17 protein-coding genes and 6 tRNA genes are annotated in these 19997 nt (G+C 40.3%); 7 read left to right on the plus strand and 16 right to left on the minus strand.

The window, feature by feature from the left end:
• Window positions 1–2 precede the first annotated feature (2 nt).
• The 6 genes from JR005_RS02300 to JR005_RS02325 form a co-directional block, all read right to left on the minus strand.
• Complete coding sequence (locus JR005_RS02300) at window positions 3–386, minus strand: ribonuclease E inhibitor RraB (RefSeq protein WP_004995824.1); 384 nt, start codon at window positions 384–386, stop codon at window positions 3–5.
• A gap of 120 nt (window positions 387–506) precedes the next feature.
• The gene (locus JR005_RS02305; protein ID WP_218665782.1) at window positions 507–1169 is read right to left on the minus strand and encodes a pseudouridine synthase; all 663 of its coding nucleotides are present in this window, start codon (window positions 1167–1169) and stop codon (window positions 507–509) included.
• A gap of 132 nt (window positions 1170–1301) precedes the next feature.
• Window positions 1302–2255 carry a patatin-like phospholipase family protein gene (locus JR005_RS02310; protein ID WP_004995820.1) on the minus strand — a complete coding sequence of 318 codons (954 nt, stop codon included), beginning with the start codon at window positions 2253–2255 and terminating at the stop codon, window positions 1302–1304.
• Between the two features lie 258 nt (window positions 2256–2513).
• A complete protein-coding gene (locus tag JR005_RS02315; RefSeq protein WP_010588851.1) occupies window positions 2514–3989 on the minus strand; it encodes an alanine/glycine:cation symporter family protein in 1476 nt (491 codons plus the stop codon).
• 137 nt (window positions 3990–4126) lie between these two features.
• Window positions 4127–5362, minus strand: coding sequence for a sodium/glutamate symporter (gltS, locus tag JR005_RS02320; RefSeq protein WP_004995817.1), 1236 nt, complete (start codon window positions 5360–5362; stop codon window positions 4127–4129).
• A gap of 302 nt (window positions 5363–5664) precedes the next feature.
• Window positions 5665–7038: a DcaP family trimeric outer membrane transporter gene (locus JR005_RS02325; RefSeq protein ID WP_218665509.1), complete on the minus strand. Its 1374-nt coding sequence runs from the start codon at window positions 7036–7038 to the stop codon at window positions 5665–5667.
• Window positions 7039–7572: 534 nt separating this feature from the next.
• Here JR005_RS02325 and JR005_RS02330 point away from each other — a divergent pair.
• Complete coding sequence (locus JR005_RS02330; RefSeq protein WP_125269227.1) at window positions 7573–8280, plus strand: nitroreductase; 708 nt, start codon at window positions 7573–7575, stop codon at window positions 8278–8280.
• Window positions 8281–8328: 48 nt separating this feature from the next.
• Here JR005_RS02330 and JR005_RS02335 read toward each other — a convergent pair whose 3' ends face one another.
• Window positions 8329–9549: a multidrug effflux MFS transporter gene (locus JR005_RS02335; RefSeq protein ID WP_125269228.1), complete on the minus strand. Its 1221-nt coding sequence runs from the start codon at window positions 9547–9549 to the stop codon at window positions 8329–8331.
• 149 nt (window positions 9550–9698) lie between these two features.
• Here JR005_RS02335 and yccS point away from each other — a divergent pair, with 149 nt between their 5' ends.
• The 4 genes from yccS (at window position 9699) to JR005_RS02355 (ending at window position 16261) form a co-directional block, all read left to right on the plus strand.
• Window positions 9699–11873, plus strand: coding sequence for a YccS family putative transporter (gene yccS / locus JR005_RS02340; RefSeq protein WP_125269229.1), 2175 nt, complete (start codon window positions 9699–9701; stop codon window positions 11871–11873).
• Between the two features lie 85 nt (window positions 11874–11958).
• Window positions 11959–12519, plus strand: coding sequence for a YcxB family protein (locus tag JR005_RS02345; protein WP_004991187.1), 561 nt, complete (start codon window positions 11959–11961; stop codon window positions 12517–12519).
• Between the two features lie 156 nt (window positions 12520–12675).
• Window positions 12676–15336: a PepSY domain-containing protein gene (locus tag JR005_RS02350; RefSeq protein ID WP_125269230.1), complete on the plus strand. Its 2661-nt coding sequence runs from the start codon at window positions 12676–12678 to the stop codon at window positions 15334–15336.
• Between the two features lie 139 nt (window positions 15337–15475).
• A complete protein-coding gene (locus JR005_RS02355) occupies window positions 15476–16261 on the plus strand; it encodes a YdcF family protein (protein WP_125269231.1) in 786 nt (261 codons plus the stop codon).
• A 1-nt stretch (window position 16262) separates the two neighbouring features.
• Here JR005_RS02355 and JR005_RS02360 read toward each other — a convergent pair whose 3' ends face one another.
• From JR005_RS02360 to JR005_RS02400, 9 genes are all read right to left on the minus strand, one after another.
• Window positions 16263–16721, minus strand: coding sequence for a DUF2750 domain-containing protein (locus tag JR005_RS02360; RefSeq protein WP_218665510.1), 459 nt, complete (start codon window positions 16719–16721; stop codon window positions 16263–16265).
• A gap of 74 nt (window positions 16722–16795) precedes the next feature.
• Window positions 16796–16871: transfer RNA gene (locus JR005_RS02365), tRNA-Val, on the minus strand.
• 111 nt (window positions 16872–16982) lie between these two features.
• Window positions 16983–17059: transfer RNA gene (locus JR005_RS02370), tRNA-Asp, on the minus strand.
• Window positions 17060–17093: 34 nt separating this feature from the next.
• A tRNA-Val gene (locus tag JR005_RS02375) sits at window positions 17094–17169 on the minus strand.
• Between the two features lie 20 nt (window positions 17170–17189).
• Window positions 17190–17266 (minus strand) — tRNA-Asp (locus JR005_RS02380).
• 45 nt (window positions 17267–17311) lie between these two features.
• Window positions 17312–17388, minus strand: a tRNA-Asp gene (locus JR005_RS02385).
• A gap of 23 nt (window positions 17389–17411) precedes the next feature.
• Window positions 17412–17487: transfer RNA gene (locus JR005_RS02390), tRNA-Val, on the minus strand.
• A 187-nt stretch (window positions 17488–17674) separates the two neighbouring features.
• Entirely contained in the window at window positions 17675–18226 is a 552-nt protein-coding gene (elsL, locus tag JR005_RS02395; protein ID WP_151829486.1) for a cell wall-recycling L,D-carboxypeptidase ElsL, read from the minus strand.
• Between the two features lie 233 nt (window positions 18227–18459).
• Window positions 18460–18819: a YbaN family protein gene (locus JR005_RS02400; RefSeq protein WP_004991198.1), complete on the minus strand. Its 360-nt coding sequence runs from the start codon at window positions 18817–18819 to the stop codon at window positions 18460–18462.
• Window positions 18820–18910: 91 nt separating this feature from the next.
• On the opposite strand from JR005_RS02400, the gene JR005_RS02405 reads away from it, so the two are divergent.
• Both JR005_RS02405 and JR005_RS15200 read left to right on the plus strand, forming a co-directional pair.
• Window positions 18911–19765: a DUF1853 family protein gene (locus JR005_RS02405; protein ID WP_049173617.1), complete on the plus strand. Its 855-nt coding sequence runs from the start codon at window positions 18911–18913 to the stop codon at window positions 19763–19765.
• Between the two features lie 128 nt (window positions 19766–19893).
• On the plus strand, window positions 19894–19997 hold a 104-nt coding region (locus JR005_RS15200; RefSeq protein WP_218665783.1), incomplete at its 3' end, for an entericidin A/B family lipoprotein.

Here is a 19997-nt window from a genome sequence, read left to right on the forward strand (position 1 = left end):
TTTTAACTTTCTAAGTGTTCATCATCTTCGTATTCATATAAATAGCTCATACAGCCCCAACCATCGTACTCACCATTAAAATCCTGCGCGATACGGCTAAACCACTCTTCTAAATCCTGTATATCTTCATATTCAGGAATCATGGTCACATGAATATTTAAAACCCAAAGGTCTGAACCATCTGTATGTTGATCTTCTTGAAAAAATGAAACTTTTTGTTCCTGATGCAGTAAATGCAAGGCGCATTTTTCAATCTGTTCCTGAGTTTTAAATACGATTGTAAATTCAAACTCATGTGGCTCAGTCAGGTCATTGCCATCTTCAATCATTTGCCAAAGTACATTGCCATTATCATCATCTGGAAAAAGTTCGTAGTTACGGCTCATTGTCGTTATCCATTGTTATGATTGTGATACTTAAATAGCTTAACCCAGTTTTATGTCAGTTTGGAGTTAATTTATGCGCATTTTTTTGTTTGAATTGAAAATACTGTTCAATCTTCAAGATCAAAATGGCACCTTAATTTCAAGATGAACGTCAACACCAGTAAAAGGTTGGATAAATGTTAAAGCATGCGCATGTAACGCCATTCTCGCTAAAGAAAATGCAAATGGATCAGGATGATATAACTTATCACCCATAATCGGATGCCCAAGATGTTGCATATGCACCCGCAGTTGATGCGATCGACCCGTTACTGGTTCCAATAAAACACGACTATAGGGATGTTCAGGATGATCATCCAATAATTGATATAACGTTTTGGCTTGCTTGCCTTGTTCAAAATCTACTTTTTGCTTGGGGCGATTGGGCCAATCTGTGATAAGAGGAACCTCGACACAACCTGAATCAGCAACTTTCCCCTGTACCAATGCCACATAATGTTTTTTAATTTTTCGCATCTGAAAGATTTTACTCATTGCGATTTCAGCTTGGCGATGCTTGGCAAATAACAACAAACCAGAAGTTGCCATATCTAAACGATGCGTCACTTTGGCATGTGGATACTGCTTTAAAACACGTAAATAGGCGCTGTCCTGATGTTGGGGTAAGCGCCCCATCACTGACAATAAACCTGCAGGTTTATCGATAACAATCAAATCTGCATCTTCATACACCGTCTCTAAAGGATCAAGCGGCGGTTGATAAATGAAATGTGCTGAAGACATACAAATCGCAGTAATGAAAATTTCGCGCAAGATAACAATGCTTCCACAACCTGTCAATCTTGCTTAGTTGATAAACAAAACAAATAAAAAAGCCGCCCTCAAGCAGCTTGTATATAACAAATCAAATCACTTTTATTGTAATTGAGACTTCTGTTGGCGCATTGCAAAAGCGGTTTCAATATCCCCGATCTTTTTCATGGCAGCAGTTTCACCTGAATAAATTGTGTTTTCACGTTCTTTCACATCAAAAATATGCGCTTTTTCATGCAGCTCAGGCTGAATCACAATGTCCGCATGTTTCAGTTCTTCGGTTGCCAAACGATTTTGCATGATATTAATATTTTGGTTAAATAACCCCCAAATATTGGTGGTCGGCGTATAAGCAGGCTGCGCCAAGATATCGACCGCAATGACAATATCTGCCCCTAATTGACGTGCAACATCGACAGGTACGGGGCTGACCAAACCACCATCAACATATTCTTTGTGATCGATTTCAGTCGGCACAAACATACTTGGAATCGAAATCGAAGCCCGTACTGCCTGCCCCGTATTCCCATAATTAAAAACTGTTTTTTTGCCATTTTTTAATTCTGTTGCAACCACATACATTGGGATTTTTAGTTTTTCCAATGGCGTATCATCGACCTGCTGATTAACAAAATCTTCTACTTTTTGACCATCAAAAAAACCTTTACGATCAAAGGTAATTTCTCGAACATCGCCCACTTTCATGTTCAGGGCAATCTGTTTCAATTGCTGAGCATTTTTACCACTGGCATAAATCGCCCCAACAATACTTCCAGCACTGGTTCCCACAATAAAATCTGGTCGAATCCCATGTTGCTCCAAGACCTCTATAACCCCAATATGAGCATAACCGCGCGCGCCACCACTGCCTAAAACCAATGCAACTTTAGGATGTTGCTTCTGTTCAGTTTGTAGAGGAGGCATAAATAAAGCCGATTCCTGAGCATGAGGCAAAGAAGGTACGCTGGAAGTCGTGGTTTGTGAGGACGTCGGCAATTGCTGACAGCCGCCCAATACCAGCCCTCCACCCAAAATCAAAGCTTTGAGATAGTTCATTTCGCACTAAGACCAAAATTTTTCAGCATAGATTTTATGCCGATCTTTTTTAAAATGCTGTATCAAATTATTTAAAACGTCATACTTCTCTGTTAATCATGAGATATTTTATTTTTTAATCGATGCTTGGATCCGATTTTTCTCAGCATTTATTTCTCATCTCTGATAAATAATTTTCTACTAATTCAAAGGCTGTTAGAAACAAAAACCGCCAGTCTGAATGAAACCAAACTGACGGTGAATTGGAACCTATATGGATTACCAAATATCAGAATCTACTCGTTTTTTCATCTCAGGATATTGATCAATTTTAAACTCTGGATCTTTTTTACCACCTCTAAGTTGCGCGGTATAATCCTTTAACAAGGTTCGCGCATACGGCGTAAGTAATAAGATTGCAGTCAAGTTAATGGTTGCCATGATTCCCATGAACAGATCAGCCATGGACCAGACTAAGGGTACACCGCTAATTGCACCAAAGTAGACCATGATCAATACCAATATCCGAAATGCAAACATCACTTTAGGACTGTTATTGATAAACTGCATATTACCTTCTGCATAAGCATAGTTGCCCAGCACGGCAGAATAACAGAACAAAAATAATAAAACCGCAAGGAAGTCTCCGCCCCACCCGCCTAGCTCCATCTCCAAGGCTCGTTGTGTCATTTCAACACCCATGACACTTGTATCATGATACACCCCAGAAATCAGGATAATCATTGCGGTAGAGGTACATACGATAAAAGTATCAACAAAGACCCCTAGCATTTGTACAAGTCCCTGATCAACGGGATGTTTTACATCGGAGGCAGCAGCAGCATTGGGCGCTGAACCCATCCCTGCTTCATTTGAAAATAGACCCCGTTTGATGCCCTGCATCATCGCCATCGAGATCATACCGCCAAAAAAACCACCCGCTGCGGCATTAAACTGAAATGCTTCAGTGAAGATTAATTTGAATACTTCAGGGACCACTTCATAATTACTAAAGGCAATATAAAATGCCGCCGCCAAATAAAGACCAGCTTTAATGGGAACAAACATTTCAGCAAACTTTGCAATTCGCTTAATACCACCAAAAATTGCAATGGCCACCAATACCACTAAAACCAAACCAACCCACGAAACGACGAGATCTAGTCCACCTAGACTCAAAGTCTGATTGGCTTTGTCCCATCCCCATGAATGTGATGTGGCATTGGTAATGGCATTGATCTGTACAGAATTAAAAACAAAACCATAGGTAAAAATCAGTGAAATAGCAAAGACGATCCCAAAAGGCTTACTCTTTAACCCCTGAGTAATATAGTACGCAGGCCCACCACGGAATTGCTTGGTTTCACTGTCACGTACTTTAAATAATTGCGCTAGACTGGATTCAATAAAGGCAGAACTCATGCCTAACAGAGCTGTAACCCACATCCAAAATACAGCGCCTGGCCCGCCAATCGCGATGGCAATGGCTACACCCGCAATATTTCCTACCCCAACCCGACTTGCCAAGCCTGTTACAAATGCCTGAAATGGCGTGATTCCATGTGTATCTTCACCTTCTTTTCGGCTTCCTTTCATTACCCTGACACTTTGCCAAAACATACGAATTTGCACCGCTTTCGTCGCAATGGTGTAAAACGTACCCGCAGCAAGTAAAAAAATAACGAGGAAATCCCATAAAGGATCATTAAAGAAACTCACCCAAGCCATCAGGGTTGCTGTTAATTGTTCATTCATACTCGAAGCACTTATTGTTGTCATATTGCTATGACATCTATCCTAAATAATACTTAACAAATAAAAAAGCCTCTAAGCATAGAGACTTTGTTGTTAAAAATTTGCAAATTAAACAAATCTTAAATCAATTTTAAGTTTTACACAAAAAACTTAAGAATTACTTGAATGACAGTTGCATTAATCAAATCGACAAAAAAGGCACCACACAAAGGCACAATTAAAAAGGCTTTATGCGATGGACCATACATATTGGTAATGGCTTGCATGTTGGCAACGGCTGTTGGTGTTGCACCCATACCAAAACCACAATGACCCGCAGCAAGTACTGCTGCATCATAATTTTTACCCATCACTCTAAAGGTCACAAAGGCTGCATATAAAGCCATGGTAAGTGTTTGCGCGGCAAGGATAATCACCAGTGGACCAGCCAAATCTGCCAATTGCCACAACTTTAAAGATAATAATGCCATCGCCAGATAAAGCGATAACGACGAGTTTCCAAACACATCAATGGCACGGTCAAAAATATCAACTCGAAAAGCACTTTCCAATACATTTCTGAGGATCACACCACCGCCTAATGCCCAAACAAAGGTCGGTAACTCAAACCATGTTCCTTTACTATAACCTGTCATAAACTCAGCAAAAGCTAAACAGGCAGCAAACATCCCCAAAGTGGTAATGGCGTTATCTGCGGTAATTAGACGAACCTGATGCGGATTTTCAAATGGCGCTAAATCTTCTGGGTGCGCATCTAAATGGGTATCACGATCCTTGATTTCAGCATCTGTTTTGGCATAAGAAAGCTGATAACGGTTAATTAATAGCTTTGCTAATGGCCCACCAATGACCCCACCAATAATCAGTCCAAATGTAGCACTTGCCATACCAAGTGCTAAAGCTCCTTGAATCCCATGCTGCGTTTCTAAAATTTCTCCCCACGCACCTGCCGTACCATGTCCACCAGTTAACGTAATCGAACCTGCGATTAGACCAATTAAGGGATCTAATCCAAGTAATTTTGCCAGACTCATGCCTACAACATCTTGCACAACAATAAAAGAAGCCACACAGATCAAAAATATAATGAGACCAATCCCGCCCTCTTTAAGCTTAGCAAAATGCGCACTTAAACCAATAGAGGCAAAGAAGATCAGCATAAAACTGGTTTGCAACTCGCTACTAAAGATAATGCTATATCCCCAGATGGAGTGAACAATTAAAGAAATAATAGCAGCAACCAAACCACCAGCCACAGGTTCAGGAATATTGTAGCGTTTTAAAAAATCAATATGGTTAACCAAAAACCGCCCTAACAACAGCACAATCACTGCTGCAATAAGCGTATAAAATGCATTGAATGTAAATTCCATATTTTTCCCAATTCATATTCCGTTAAGTAAGGATCTCAAGCCTCTCACTCAACTGTTTTAAGGATCATATCGAAGATAATGTTGCCCTTTGAAAAGTTCTCTACCACGAAATGACATGTAGAAATTTAAATTAAACCTGCTAGAGCTTGCCCGACTTTAGCTTAAATCAACATTTAGAATTTGTAACGAAACAGTGTTTAATGAAATGATTTTATGTAATTTTCTACATATAAAAAAACCACAGAGTATATCTGTGGTTTTTTAAATGCTCATCTAAGCATCAAATATGAATGATCAATGCATTAGAAACTATAACGGGTCAAGAAGTTAATACGAGAAAGATCACCTTTGTCACCCGCAAATGTTTCACGTTGACCATAAGTGTACTCTGCCCCAAGATCTACGTTTTTAACTGGTGTGTAGATGATGTTGGCAATCGCATTGTAAAGTGTCTTGTTATAAATTTGATTATTTTCAGCATAAGTATTGTCATCTTTAAACCACATGCCTGCTAAAGAAAATGCAGAACGTAGTTTTGGAGACCAATTGCGTTGATATCCGATTTGAGCCGTATCAAACTCATTATTGTGAATATCATAATCAGTCGTCTTACCATCTCCAGTAGTCGTATAAGCAGTATTAGTTTGACCACTATAAAGGATATAACGTGAGTCGCCTTTGACATGGTAATAGTTTGCCATGATGGCATCTTTTGGCGTGAATTGATACTTACCACCTACACCAAGACCCCAACCCCATTTTTCTTCGTCATTAGAATCATTGGTTGATACACGATTTTCATGTGCTAAACCATGAACTTGTAATAGACCTTTAGAGTCACTGGTTTTAATGTCATATCGTGCGGTCAAAGCAGGGAAACGACTACCACCAGCAGTTTTACCATTTTCTACATCGCCACCCTCAAGGGCGACCAATACTTTCTGATTTGCATCAATCGGCTGAGTATAACGAACTTGAACATTACGTTGAGTACCACCACCCATTGGGCCTGTGAAGTCAATAAGATCAGGTGATGTATCTGTATTAACAAATGGAGAGGTCGTCTGACCTGCCAACCATTTTCCTAACGACGCGTAAGCATGACGGATACGAAGTTTTCCATCACCGTTTGATGTGCCATCACCCCAAAAATCTGCTTCAATTTTACCTGTTAACTCACCTAAATCAGTTTGACGTGCAATATCAAGTCCAATGCGTGTAGGAGCAGCAGAAACATTCAAAGAATCCTCAGTTGGATTATCTTTGTTTAAAGGAACCTGCCCTGTTTTGTTATTGATACCACCGGTTGTACCTTTAAAGTCATAGGCTGCATCAACACGTACGTTTCCATACAACTTCACTTGCGTTTGTCCATCTGGCAAAGTTAACCAGCCTGGTTTTGCATTAGCAGGCGCAGGTGTGGCAGGAGCTTGTGCCACAACCACCGCAGGTGCAGAAGCCACAACCACTGGACGTGCTTTTTGCTCTGCCACGATTTGTTTCTGAGTTGCCGCCTGTTGTTGAATTAATGCGCGAAGTTCTGCGACTTCTGCACGTAATTGTTGAATCTCTTGCTGCTCATTTGTCCCCGCATAAGCTGTAGACGCCATAATTGAAGCTGTTGCTACTGCAAGACCATGCTTAATAAATTGCTTTTTGATGAGGGGTAAACTCATGTATGAAGCTCCTTCATTGTTATTGATTGGTTAATCATGAACCGCTTTGTCATCCCTTGGGCCATGAGATCTTGTTCATCCCTTTTTCCCATCCCGAGTATGGAGATTTTGTCATAATTTAAAAAGGGGTCAGATTATGCAAATAAATGATATTTTTTGTTTATTTTCTACTAACAAACTGTATTATTTGTTTTAAAACCAATCTGATAAATAATTTTATTTAAAAATAATCAATGAGATAAACTACAACCATCCCGACCTTAAGTCTATAAACAAGCGTAGAAGATATTAGACTAATTGATTAATTTTTTTTGAAAATACACGACGTCATATTTATTCTTTTGCTAAATACCATCATATTTTTTGATCAAAGTCATTTGATTTGAGCTACGCACTCAATTCGCTGGTTCAATAGACAGCCTCATCATTTGAGTTTTTCTCAAATAATCAAATTACTAGAAAATAGATTAAAGATTGAGTACATATGCTTTATAGTCTACACCTGTTTTATGACTTAATGAGAAAGGAACTCCTATGAATCCCGAGCAAGTTCAACTCGTAGACGATGCCATTCGTTCAAGACATTCTGTTCGCGCTTTTCTATCAACACCTGTTGACGCTCAAATCATCCAAGATATTTTAGAAGTCGCTTGCCGTGCGCCTTCAGGAACCAATACTCAGCCATGGAAAGTCTACGTCATTACTGACAAAAAACGTGATGAAATGGTCGATCGGGTCTGTAAAGCCCAACTTGAGATTTATAACCATCCTGAAAAAGCCGCAGAATATCAGGAAACCTTTCCCTACTATCCAGAAAAATGGATTTCGCCATTTATTGACCGTCGTCGTGAAAATGGTTGGGGGCTTTATGGGTTACTAAATATCCAAAAAGGCGAAAAGGAAAAAATGGCGGCGCAACAATTGCGTAATTATCAGTTATTTGATGCGCCTGTTGGATTATATTTTACTGTAAACAAAGCGATGGGCATTGGGTCAAAAATGGACATTTCGATGATGATTCAAAATGTCATGGTCGCAGCCAAAGCTCGTGGACTTGATACCTGTCCACAAGCCGCATGGAATCATTTCCATCCGATCGTATTAGAGGTACTCGGAGCATCTGATGATGAAGAATTAGTTTGTACCGTTGCACTCGGCTATGCTAATCCTGATGAGATTGTGAATACGTTTATTACCCCACGTGAACCTGTTGAAAAATTTACAGTATTTCTGAGCGAATAAAGCATTTTGAATCAAAAATAGGCCTGATAACAGGTCTATTTTTTAATCTCAAGATGATCGAATTTGTTTATGACGCATCTCTGCTGCGATCTTGGTAATCGCCCAGACGCCCGCCCCCGTAAAGATGACCATCATCACGCCCATATTAAGCAGAGGGTTCCAAATCAGTAAATTCAACATTAATCCACCAAACAACCCCACTGCAAACTGCATACTGCCCATAATGGCACTGGCTGTTCCTGCGCGAGCACCCTGTTCTGACATGGCCAAGGCCATCGCATTGGGTCCAGTAAAACCCAAACCAGATACTGTAAAAAATAAGCCAACCATCACTATTGCTAATGATGCATGTGGTAACAAACCACTTAGCAGTACGATCAATGCCCCTGTAAACTGAATTGTTCCGCCCAGTTTGAGTCGCTGAATCGTACTGAGTCTAGTGACTAACCGTTTATTGATTGATGAGAGGATAATAATTCCCATCGCATTAAAGCCAAAAGCATAAGCAAATTGTTGCTGGTTCAGACCATACATATCCATAAAAACAGGTGAGGCTGAACTGATATAGCTAAATAATGCACCGCCTGTTAAGCAGCCTGCCAACATCGGTAAGCGAAAACTGTTATCTTTGAAAATAGCCGCATACAAAGTCAATATTTGATTGAAACTTAGCTTGAGACGACGCGCAGGTTGCAATGTTTCTTTAAAAAAGAAATGTACACAGAACAAACAGATACATCCCACTATTGAAAGAGAAATAAATACCGCATGCCAGTTAAAGAAATATAAAATCCATGCGCCAAGTGTCGGTGCTGCAATCGGTGCAATCCCCATCACTATCATCATACTGGAAAATGCCTGAGCAGAACCTTGTACATCCAATCGATCTCGAATTGCGGCACGGGCAATCACCACACCAACGCAACCACCCAATGCCTGAACCACGCGCAGAGCAATTAAACTCCATTCGCTACTGGCAAAGATACACAGCAGACTCGCGATGGCATATAAACTCAATCCCACATAAAGCGGTTTTTTACGCCCAATCCGATCACTAATCGGGCCATAAAGTAACTGACCGATTGCCAAACCAAAAAAATACGCAGGCAATGTATTCGCCATCATTTGGGTACTGACCCCAAAATCCTTCGCCATTTGTGGCAAAGCGGGCAAATACATGTCAATCGATAACGGTCCTAATGCGGTCAATAAGGCCAGTAGCATGATCCAGGCAGATGAATATTGCTGTCGTGATCTATTTTCAGACATATCTACATTTCAATTTTAAATAGTGGGTTTAAAGACAAGGAACACTGTCCATAGTATGATTCAGACTATAGAACGAGTATTTTCCAAACGTAATTTGTGAGGCTTGGCTAAGGTTAAGCTCATGTTACATTTGTCACAAAGGATTCAGGTTGAAACCCTTATTCGCGCATGTCAGAAGAGCCACTTATAATACGACATTAATGTACAACCTGCGCATGTTAATTGCATTTACAGGTACAGCATTTGTTCCCTACTTCCTAAATTTTCAGCTTGCCACCATTCCTTTAACTTTAGGCGTGGTCGCCGCTGGTTTAAGTGATATTGATGACCGCTTTTCTGTGCGCATCATGAATCTGGTCTATACCGCAGTTGGATTTTTTATTACGGCGGCTTCGGTTCAATTACTTTTTCCCTATCCATTTTTGTTTGCCATTGGGCTAATCGCTTCATGTATCGGCTGGATTTTACTCGGTTCGTTGGGACGGCGTTACGCCACCATCGCCTATGGATGTCTGGTGGTTTCTGTTTATTCCATGCTTGGTGTACATCTTTTTGATGAATGGTATATGCAACCCGTGTTACTGGTCATTGGGGCAGCTTGGTATGGTCTGATTTCCACCATTAGCTTTCTACTTTTTCCTGTACGTCCTTTACAGGATAAACTCAGTGCATGTTATGAAGCGCTTGGAAATTTTCTGTTTGCCAAATCAAATTTGTTTGATGTCGATATGACAGCGGAAAGCTATCAACAAAGCATGATTGATCTTTCGCTGGAAAATGGCAAATTGATCGGTGTATTCAACGACACCAAAACTGCCTTACTGACTCGTCTAAAGGGCGACCGTGGACAAAAAGATACCCGCCGCAGTCTGCATTATTATTTTGTGGTTCAGGATATTCATGAACGTGCCGACTCAGCACATATCAACTATCAGGAATTGTCTAAAGTATTTCAGCACAGTGATATTTTATTCCGCTTCCAGCGTATTTTGTCAATACAGGGCAAAGCTTGTCAGGATTTAAGTCAAAGCATTTTAAAGCGACAAGCGTATATCCATAACAAACGTTTTAAACATGCTTTTGAAAACCTGAAACTTTCTCTGGAAAAATTACAGCAAGAACAGATCTATGATCAGGTCTGGGTCAACGCTTTGTATGCCTTATATCAAAATCTAAAATCGATTGATGCACAACTGCGTAACCTAGAAACAGAACGCAATATCAGCCTTGAAAAAAGCAAACAGTTTGAACATCAGTTAAAAGATGATGATTTAAAAGGCTGGAGTGATATCGTTACCCGCATTAAACAAAATCTAACGCCTGAGTCGGTGTTATTTCGACATGCAATTCGACTCTCGATTGTGCTGCTTATTGCCTATATCTTCGTTCAGATCACGGGGATTAAGTATGGTTACTGGATTTTGCTTACCGCTTTATTTGTCAGCCAACCAAATTTTAATGCCACTAAACGACGATTAAGATTGCGTATAGTCGGAACATTGGTCGGTATTATTTGCGGCCTTGCTATTTTATATTTTGTACCGTCACTCGAAGGGCAATTACTGTTACTGGTGATAAGTGGCGTCTTATTCTTTGAACTACGTAGTAAACAATACGCACAGGCGACTGCATTTATTACGATTTTGGCGTTGATCAATTTTAATCTGGACAGTTCAGGTTTTTCTGCGGGTATTCCTCGGCTGATCGATACTTTAATTGGCTGTGCTTTGGCATGGTTTGGAGTGAGCTTTATCTGGCCAGACTGGAAGTTTCGACGCTTGCCTCGTACCATTCAGCGCTCTTTACAGGCCCAGTGTAATTATTTAAAAGATGTGGTGCGTCAGTATCATGAAGGACGTGATCATGGTTTGAATTATCGAGTGGCACGTCGCGCAGCACATAATACCGATGCAGAAGTTGCCTCTCTCATTTCTACTCTGGCCACTGAACCTGACTTTGATCCTTATCAAAAAACACTGGCTTTTGAGTTTTTATGTTTGAATCATACTTTCCTGAGCTATATTGCTGCGTTAGGTGCGCATCGTGAACAAAGTCAGGATCAAGATATTTTAAAATTACTCGATCAAGCACTAGATGATATTCAGGGCGCCCTTTTACGCGATGAAGTTCCAGATTTAAGCTCACAAAATATGTTGCAAACCATTCGCCAGCGCCTCAAACAAAATAGTCAGGAAGATCAAACTTCTTTAATTATTTTGCAACAGTTGTCACTGATGCTCAGTATTTTGAATCAGCTCAGTCGGCTTAAACAAAGTCTCAGCCATGATCGGGATAATGATGCAACCGAATTGGGGTCATTATAATTCCCCTTAAAATGGCAGAATATATTCACGAGATTGGCTAAATTAATGCTAAACTCCAATCAGTTTGAAATTCACAATTTGCACTATGACCGCGAAATCTTTATACGCTTATACATTACAGCCTGTTATCTACGAAGTTTCTGAAGCAGAACAACGCAATGTTCAACTGATGATGTGGCGTAGTACTAATAAAATTAGCACCAAAGCATGGATCATTATGGCTGTGGTGGTTGCATTATCACTTGCTGGTATTGTCTTACTCAAAAACTATTCCACAATCTTTTGTTGGGTCGCCATTGTCTGCGTGGTGCTCTACTTTTTAATCCGTAAATACGGTCTTGAATGGTATGTAAAACGTAAGATGAACGAGTTTCCTGTTCAAGAAATTAAAGGAATTCGTTTAGGTGTACAACCGCATGGAATTGTCATGCGTCAGCAAATGGGTGCTCAGGAAGGCGTAGGTACCATTGGCTGGAAAGACATTTATGAATGGTACAATACACCTGATTTTATCTTGATGAATTTCAAGGTCAAAGGCCAACAAGGGGCGTATATTTTACCGAAACGGATGGATTCAAAAAACTTTTCGTTTAATACGATTCGTAAGCATTTAACTGAAGCTGTTGGTGAACCCAAAACCATTTAAAGTCTAGTCTTCATTAAAACCTCCTTCATGGAGGTTTTTTTACATTTTATTTATAAATGATAATGAAAATTAATATTACCTACAAAATCCATATTATCTTCTCAATGTTTGGTTATAATTAATCAAATTTCTTTGCTTAAAACATCTTCTATCATCATGTTTAAAAAAACGTTTTTCCAGATTCACTGGTTTTTAGGGATTACAGCGGGGCTGATTCTTTCTTTAATGGGAGTCACAGGAGCAATCTACTCCTACGAGCAACAAATTTTAGAATGGATCAATCAAGACAGCTACGTGGTGCAAGCCCAAGCGCAACCTAAGCTTACACCTGTTCAGCTTTATCAGCATTTTTCAACGCAAGATCCCGACATAAAAATCAATAGCATTACCATCGCAAAAGATCCAACGGCATCATCGACGGTGAATATTGCCAAAGAAGGTGAACGTCGTGGTTATAACATGATGGTCAATCCTTATACCGCTCAAGTACTCCCTGAAATTAAAGGTCGCGTTTTTTTTCAGTTTGTACAACAGCTTCATCGTACGCTCACCTTTGGTCCTGTAGGTAAACAGATTACTGGTGCATGTACCCTGATGCTCATTTTCTTTGTCTTGAGTGGTTTGTATCTGCGTTGGCCAAAAAAGCATTCTCTGCGCCAATGGCTCTTTGTAAAACCAAAACTCAAAGGCCGCAATTTTATTTGGGATTTACACGCAGTCGTCGGAACGTGGGTGGTGGTGTTTTATCTGATTTTGGCATGTACTGGGCTATATTGGTCATATGACTGGTGGCGCAGTGGCATGTTTAAAGTTATGGGGGTCGAACAGCCTAAACCGCAAATACAGCAAGGTGGTCGAGAACGTACGGGCACTCCACATAATCAAGAACAAAATGGTCGACCACAGTCTGCAAATGACAAAGCTCAGACAATGCAACAAAATCATCGTCAAATGAATCACCCCAAAACTGGCGATAGATCAACAGATCGAGAGCAATCAGCGTTATCCCCTGTTCAAATCCAGCAAGCATTGAACCAGACGTGGACTGAGTTTAACCAAAAAATTGGTCGTGATTATTCAACCTTAACCATTAACTTACCGAAGAAAGCAGATGGTTCAATTGAACTGAGTTTTGTCGATCCAGTTGCACAACATGAACGCGCTCGTAATAGCGCAACATATAACTATCAAACCCATAAAATTGAAAAACTTGAACTTTATGAAGATAAAAAGCTAAATGAAAAAATCATGAGCAGCATGTTACCTGTGCATCGTGGTAGTTTCTTTGGACCTATTTATCAATTTTTTGCCCTATTGGCTTCATTGGCAATGCCTTTATTTTTTGTGACCGGTTGGATGCTTTATCTGAAACGTCGCAAACAGAAACGATTGGCTCAAGCTGCACGTCATCAACTCGCAGATCATTATATTGATCCAAATGCAACACCATGGCTCATTACCTATGCCTCTCAGACAGGCGTATCCGAGCAACTCGCATGGCGCACAGCCACCAGCCTGCAAGAAGCACATCAGCCTGTGACGGTGAAACCCATACAGCAATTGAGCGAAAATGAACTTAAAACTGCACCACAAATTTTATTTGTGGTCAGTACCTACGGCACAGGTGAAGCCCCTGATTTGGCTAGTAGTTTTGAGAAAAAGTTTTTAAGCTCAAATCTAGACTTAACTCATATGCATTATGCCGTATTGGCTTTAGGTTCAGATGAATATCCAGACACTTATTGTAGCTTCGGGCATCGCGTCAATGACTGGTTAAAACAATGTGGTGCACATGCATTATTTGATTTGATTGAAGTCACCAATGCCAACAATGAAGATGTACAACGCTGGAATCAAGCTTTAGCCAAAGCAAGTCAATTAGAACTTCAATCGATGAGTATTGAAAAAACATTTGATACATGGGTACTGGATAAACGCATTCAACTTAATCCAGACAGTCTGGGTGCGCCTGCCTATAACCTTGAGCTTACGCCGAAACATGAAGTGCATTGGCAAGCGGGTGACATTGCCGAGATTCAACCTGGCAACAGTGCCACTCGTATTGAACAGTTCTTACAAAAGCATCAAGTCCATCCTGATACATTGGTCGATTCTTTATCTATTTCTATTCAACAAGCACTTTGGGATAAAGACCTGACGGTAGAAGTTGAACCTTTTGCTAATATGGAACATTTACTCGAACAACTTCCCACATTGCCAACACGTGAATATTCGATTGCCAGTATTCCGACCCAGTTATTTTTAAGGCTTACGGTTCGTCAACAGCTTGATCAAAACGGTCAACTTGGACTGGGCTCTGGTTGGCTGACCGAGCATACTCAAGTCAATGATACAATCGCCCTTCGTATTCGTACCAACGAATCCTTCCATTTAATTGATGACAATCGCCCAATGATTTGTATTGGAAACGGCACAGGTATCGCAGGGTTAATGAGTTTATTACATGCACGTACCCGTCAGGATTATTCAGAAAACTGGTTAATCTTTGGTGAAAGACAACGTCGTTGCGATTTTTTCTATCAAACAACCATTGAAGCATGGCACAACATGGGCATGCTCAAACGACTGGATTTAGCCTTTTCACGTGATCAGGAACAACGCGTCTATGTGCAGGACATCTTAAGACAACAAGCCGATGAATTGAAAGCATGGATTGATCGTGATGCAGTAATTTATGTTTGCGGTAGCATTGAGGGAATGGCGAGCGGTGTAGATCAAGCACTCAACGATATTCTGGGTGAGGCTCAAGTCGATGAACTACGTTTAAATGGACGTTATCGTAGAGACGTTTACTAAGCAATTTTGCAAATCCTTAAAATCAATGAACAAGGGATATTCCAAAATATAGGAATATCCCTTGTTATTCGACTCGACTCAATGAAATTGCTACAGTTGGTTTTTATTCTATAACTTACCTTTGATAAGAACATTTGATATGTCTGCTCCTTTTTTGATGCGTCTTAGCTTATTCGTTGTCGGTTTAATTTTATGTATAGATGCGATATTGCTTTTATCTTATCGAAAAATCCATTTGGGGGTGATATTACCCCTATTCATTGGACTCATTTTCTGCATATATGCGCTCTTCAACGTTCAAATCCAAACATGGCTAAATCGACATCTAAAATTTAAAAAACTTTGGCGATTTGGCTGGGGAATCTTCATTGTCTGGCTAATGACGCTGTTTGCATTCTTTATTTTCTTGACGGTACAAATTCAACATAGCGCCTCTATTCCCGCGGTAAAATCCATTATTGTACTGGGTAGTGGTATCGAAAATGGACAACCTTCAGCAGCCCTAGCCAAACGACTAGACACCGCTGCTCCAATTGCCCAGAGCCAACCAGACGCGCTGGTGATCCTAACTGGAGGATTAGACTTTGGAGAAACTCAAACCGAAGCAGCCATTATGGCAAAGTATTTACAGCAACATTATGCCCTGCTATCCCAGCAAATGGCACTTGAAACTCAAAGTACCAGCACCGAACTCAATTTAAAAAATAGTCAGCTAATTTTAAAACAACACCAGATTCAGTTGAATGATCCTATCGCCATTGTCACCAGCGACTTTCATACCGTTCGCGCCAAAGCCATCGCTCAAAAACAGGGTTACTCAGATGTATATATGGTTGCTGCGCCAACTCCGCTACTCATTCGCTATAACGCATGGTTAAGAGAATATTTTGCCTATCTGAGTGGGTGGATACTCCATGAATACTAAACTAATTCAACCGAATGGAACGGGGTAAAGCTAATTGTAAATCAGCAAAGGCCTCTGGCTTTTGCATATAAAGCTGATAAAGACAGCGCTTAATATCTGCGAGCAGATTTTCAGGCTTGACCAGTAAATTCTGCCCTTCTGGTGTCAAGTTTAAAGAAAATAAAGTACGTTGCTCGCGTAAATAGGGAATCAGTTTTTGCACTAAAGTTGAAAGCGAAATTTCTTGAATCTGGTAATTTTGCCAACTTCCTTTTTGTGATAACTGGGCTAAATTTTTACTTTGCCACATTGCAAATGCCTGCTGACCTGTTGGAGTAGAACATAACGCCCAACCCTCATCATATAAACCGATGACGTGCTTCTGCATCAGCATTGTTTCAATGAATTGTTTATATAAATCTTTGGGACTTAATGAAGAATGAGACTGACCCAATGAATGACGTTGATAGGGATTTCGCATATTGTAATAATAATGAAGCAGAATAAAGCTAAAGCTTAGGAAAAACGTAGAAAAAAAGCAAGATAAAGGAGATATGGTGGGCGCTGACGGGATCGAACCGCCGACATTCTGCTTGTAAGGCAGACGCTCTACCAACTGAGCTAAGCGCCCTGAGCGAAGACAAACAAAGCGAAGCTTTGTCTGAGCCTAAGAGAAAAATCTATGATTTTTCTAAAAGCATCTTGTATCAGAGAGGTAAGTATTTACATACTTTATATAAAGTGGCGCAGCGGACGGGGCTCGAACCCGCGACCCCCGGCGTGACAGGCCGGTATTCTAACCAACTGAACTACCGCTGCACATAATACTTTTAAAAAGTATAAGTCACATATATGGTGGGCGCTGACGGGATCGAACCGCCGACATTCTGCTTGTAAGGCAGACGCTCTACCAACTGAGCTAAGCGCCCTCAAAAGTGTTTGTAAAAAGTGGCGCAGCGGACGGGGCTCGAACCCGCGACCCCCGGCGTGACAGGCCGGTATTCTAACCAACTGAACTACCGCTGCACTTTCACAAAGTCACTATTGTGGCAAACGATATTAAAACTTAAGTGGCGCAGCGGACGGGGCTCGAACCCGCGACCCCCGGCGTGACAGGCCGGTATTCTAACCAACTGAACTACCGCTGCACTGAAGTCTTAACGTAAAGGCTTGGTGGGCGCTGACGGGATCGAACCGCCGACATTCTGCTTGTAAGGCAGACGCTCTACCAACTGAGCTAAGCGCCCTTAACGTCTTTATCGTTTGTGAGGTGCATTATAGAGAATCTAAGCAGCGTGTCAAACGCTTTTGCTTTTCTTTTCTTAAAATCCAGTGTGAATGATTAAAAAATAAGTCATTCGATAGAAAAACCTGAAAATTCTGTGTCTTATTTAAACATCAACTTTCTTTTTTAACTTTAGAAATCATTCAATCTTAAATTGAAAATTTTTTTTCGGAGCTCAAATTTGCCTGTACAGGATTAAATGATTCAATTTTTGTTTCAGATAAATAAACCAATGCACCTTGTTGGACCAAATCGAATACCTCAACCACATCTTGATTACGCATCCGAATACAACCATGTGAAACAGGTATTCCCATTGGTTCAGTGTCAGGTGTTCCATGAATATAAATATAGCGTTGTTTACTATCGCAACCTTGCCCCTGATTGAAGCCTAGTTCAAGACCATCTAACCAAAGGATTCTAGATAAAATCCAGTCTCGTTGCGGATTCTGTACTGCCAATGATGGGGAATAAATTTCACCTGTCGGCTGCCGCGCGATAAAAACAGTATTGATAGGCAAATGTTCACCAAACTTTTCAGCAATTCGGTGCCAGCCACGAGGTGTTTTGCCCGAATTTTCCTGTTCGCCAATTCCATTTTTACCAGAGGAAATCAAATATAACTTATTATGTTGAGGTAAATATAAAAGCTGTTGTTCTAAATCAATCAAGATATCGGCTTGTTCTAGCGTATAAGACATGGTATTTCTCTGATTTAATATTAAAAATAAAAGAAAATTTCGCAAATTCCCATAGAGTAAAAAATTCAAAATAAGGCTTTAAGTTTTTTTAACAGTTTCACTCAAAGGTAGTTCTCTTCTTGCGGACCTAAGAAAGCCTTAAAGCGATGCTTTAAGTTTTTTAACGGTTTCACTCGGGCATAGCCCTCACCTTGCGCACCTAAGAAATCCTTAAAGCGGTGCTTTAAGTTTTTTTAACGGTGCTCAGGACGGAGCCATAACCATACTGCGACAATCAACATTATGCTATCAGTAAAAACCTTTACCCAAAATGGTGCATTGGTAAACAACATTATGATGCCACTGATGAGCATCATAATGCTGGCAATCCATTTCGCTCTACGTGGAACCGTACCATGTTCACGCCAATTACGTAAGGTCGAGCCATATTTAGGATGGTTGAGTAACCATGCATCCATCTGCGGCCAGCCTTTTGAAGCAGCCCACGCTGCCAGGATTAAAAAGACCGTTGTTGGCATACCAGGCAAAATTGCACCAATAATCCCAAGTGTGATAAATATCAGCACAAGGCTTCGCCAAAACAACGTTTTCATACCGAATCCTAAAATTGCTTACGCGCGCCTAGTATAAAAGTTTTATCACGTATTTGCTTATTCCGAGTTTAAATTATTGCATCAGGTGATTATGCCCTCATCTCTTTTCAAATCTGAATATTTTGAACCATGGCTACAATTCAAACAACCAAGTGTACGTCAGTTGGCTTTTTGTTTGGCGAGTCCGAATATTATTAAAAGCATTCCAGATGAACTAAGTATTCATTATCATTTTGATCTACACACTGCGAATTTCTGGCAACAACAATTTAAAACGTATCAACCACGCTTAGATAAACTTGATCAATCCCCTGCCCCCCTACTAGATTTTTTAAATCAACTAAAAAGTACCCGTTTAGGTTTACGCTTTGAATACCTACTCTGGTTCTGGCTACGAGATGCTGATTATCATCCGTACCAGCTTTTAGGTCATAGCATTCAACAAATACAAGGGGCAAGAACTTTAGGCGAACTGGATTTTTTAGTTTTAAACCAGGATACGAACGACATTGAGCATTGGGAAGTTGCTTTAAAATATTACTTGGGTGAAGCAGATCTCTCCTTAGGGTGTTGGTTTGGACTCAACCGTGACGACACATTATCCAAGAAAATGAATCATTTTACTCAACGACAATTTCAATTTGTACAAGTTGAGGAGCATCTTATCCAGAAACGTTATGCTCTGCTCAAAGGACAGCTTTATTTGCCCGAAGCTTCGTTTGATAACACAGGATCTTTAGACTGGATTCAACCACAGAGACGATTAGGTCAATGGGGAAATCAAACCAAAAAAAGTTATTATCGATTAAAACGGCATGAATGGTTATGTCCCAACCTTAATCAATCCTCAAATGAGGCTATTTGGTGGACCAATGGCCTATATTTTAACCCCAAGTCTGATATCCAAAACTATATGTATCGACAACACTTACTGACCTATAAATAGTTTATTTACAAGAACAATTCTCTTTTGAAACACTTTTTAACACATTTACTATCAAACACTCATGTTTATTTTTACGATTAGTTTTTAATCTTTTAAGTACATCAGAATTAAATCTAAAGTGGAGATAGATGATGAAAAAAATCTTAGTTGCATCAGTCATGGTTGCTTTTGTTTTAACGGGTTGTAATACTTTTAAAGGTATGGGTCAGGACGTGTCTAAAGCAGGCGATGC

Origin of the sequence: Acinetobacter sp. Colony158 (genome assembly GCF_019264745.1) — a bacterium.
GTDB classification, from domain to species: domain Bacteria; phylum Pseudomonadota; class Gammaproteobacteria; order Pseudomonadales; family Moraxellaceae; genus Acinetobacter; species Acinetobacter ursingii.

What these genes read in the sequence shown, in the direction of transcription:
- JR005_RS02300 (WP_004995824.1), bottom strand. Translation starts at nt 386, where the DNA reads ATGAGCCGTAACTACGAACTTTTTCCAGATGATGATAATGGCAATGTA.
- JR005_RS02305 (WP_218665782.1), bottom strand. Translation starts at nt 1,169, where the DNA reads ATGTCTTCAGCACATTTCATTTATCAACCGCCGCTTGATCCTTTAGAG.
- JR005_RS02310 (WP_004995820.1), bottom strand. Translation starts at nt 2,255, where the DNA reads ATGAACTATCTCAAAGCTTTGATTTTGGGTGGAGGGCTGGTATTGGGC.
- JR005_RS02315 (WP_010588851.1), bottom strand. Translation starts at nt 3,989, where the DNA reads ATGAATGAACAATTAACAGCAACCCTGATGGCTTGGGTGAGTTTCTTT.
- gltS (WP_004995817.1), bottom strand. Translation starts at nt 5,362, where the DNA reads ATGGAATTTACATTCAATGCATTTTATACGCTTATTGCAGCAGTGATT.
- JR005_RS02325 (WP_218665509.1), bottom strand. Translation starts at nt 7,038, where the DNA reads ATGAGTTTACCCCTCATCAAAAAGCAATTTATTAAGCATGGTCTTGCA.
- JR005_RS02330 (WP_125269227.1), top strand. Translation starts at nt 7,573, where the DNA reads ATGAATCCCGAGCAAGTTCAACTCGTAGACGATGCCATTCGTTCAAGA.
- JR005_RS02335 (WP_125269228.1), bottom strand. Translation starts at nt 9,549, where the DNA reads ATGTCTGAAAATAGATCACGACAGCAATATTCATCTGCCTGGATCATG.
- JR005_RS02345 (WP_004991187.1), top strand. Translation starts at nt 11,959, where the DNA reads ATGACCGCGAAATCTTTATACGCTTATACATTACAGCCTGTTATCTAC.
- JR005_RS02350 (WP_125269230.1), top strand. Translation starts at nt 12,676, where the DNA reads ATGTTTAAAAAAACGTTTTTCCAGATTCACTGGTTTTTAGGGATTACA.
- JR005_RS02355 (WP_125269231.1), top strand. Translation starts at nt 15,476, where the DNA reads ATGTCTGCTCCTTTTTTGATGCGTCTTAGCTTATTCGTTGTCGGTTTA.
- JR005_RS02360 (WP_218665510.1), bottom strand. Translation starts at nt 16,721, where the DNA reads ATGCGAAATCCCTATCAACGTCATTCATTGGGTCAGTCTCATTCTTCA.
- elsL (WP_151829486.1), bottom strand. Translation starts at nt 18,226, where the DNA reads ATGTCTTATACGCTAGAACAAGCCGATATCTTGATTGATTTAGAACAA.
- JR005_RS02400 (WP_004991198.1), bottom strand. Translation starts at nt 18,819, where the DNA reads ATGAAAACGTTGTTTTGGCGAAGCCTTGTGCTGATATTTATCACACTT.
- JR005_RS02405 (WP_049173617.1), top strand. Translation starts at nt 18,911, where the DNA reads ATGCCCTCATCTCTTTTCAAATCTGAATATTTTGAACCATGGCTACAA.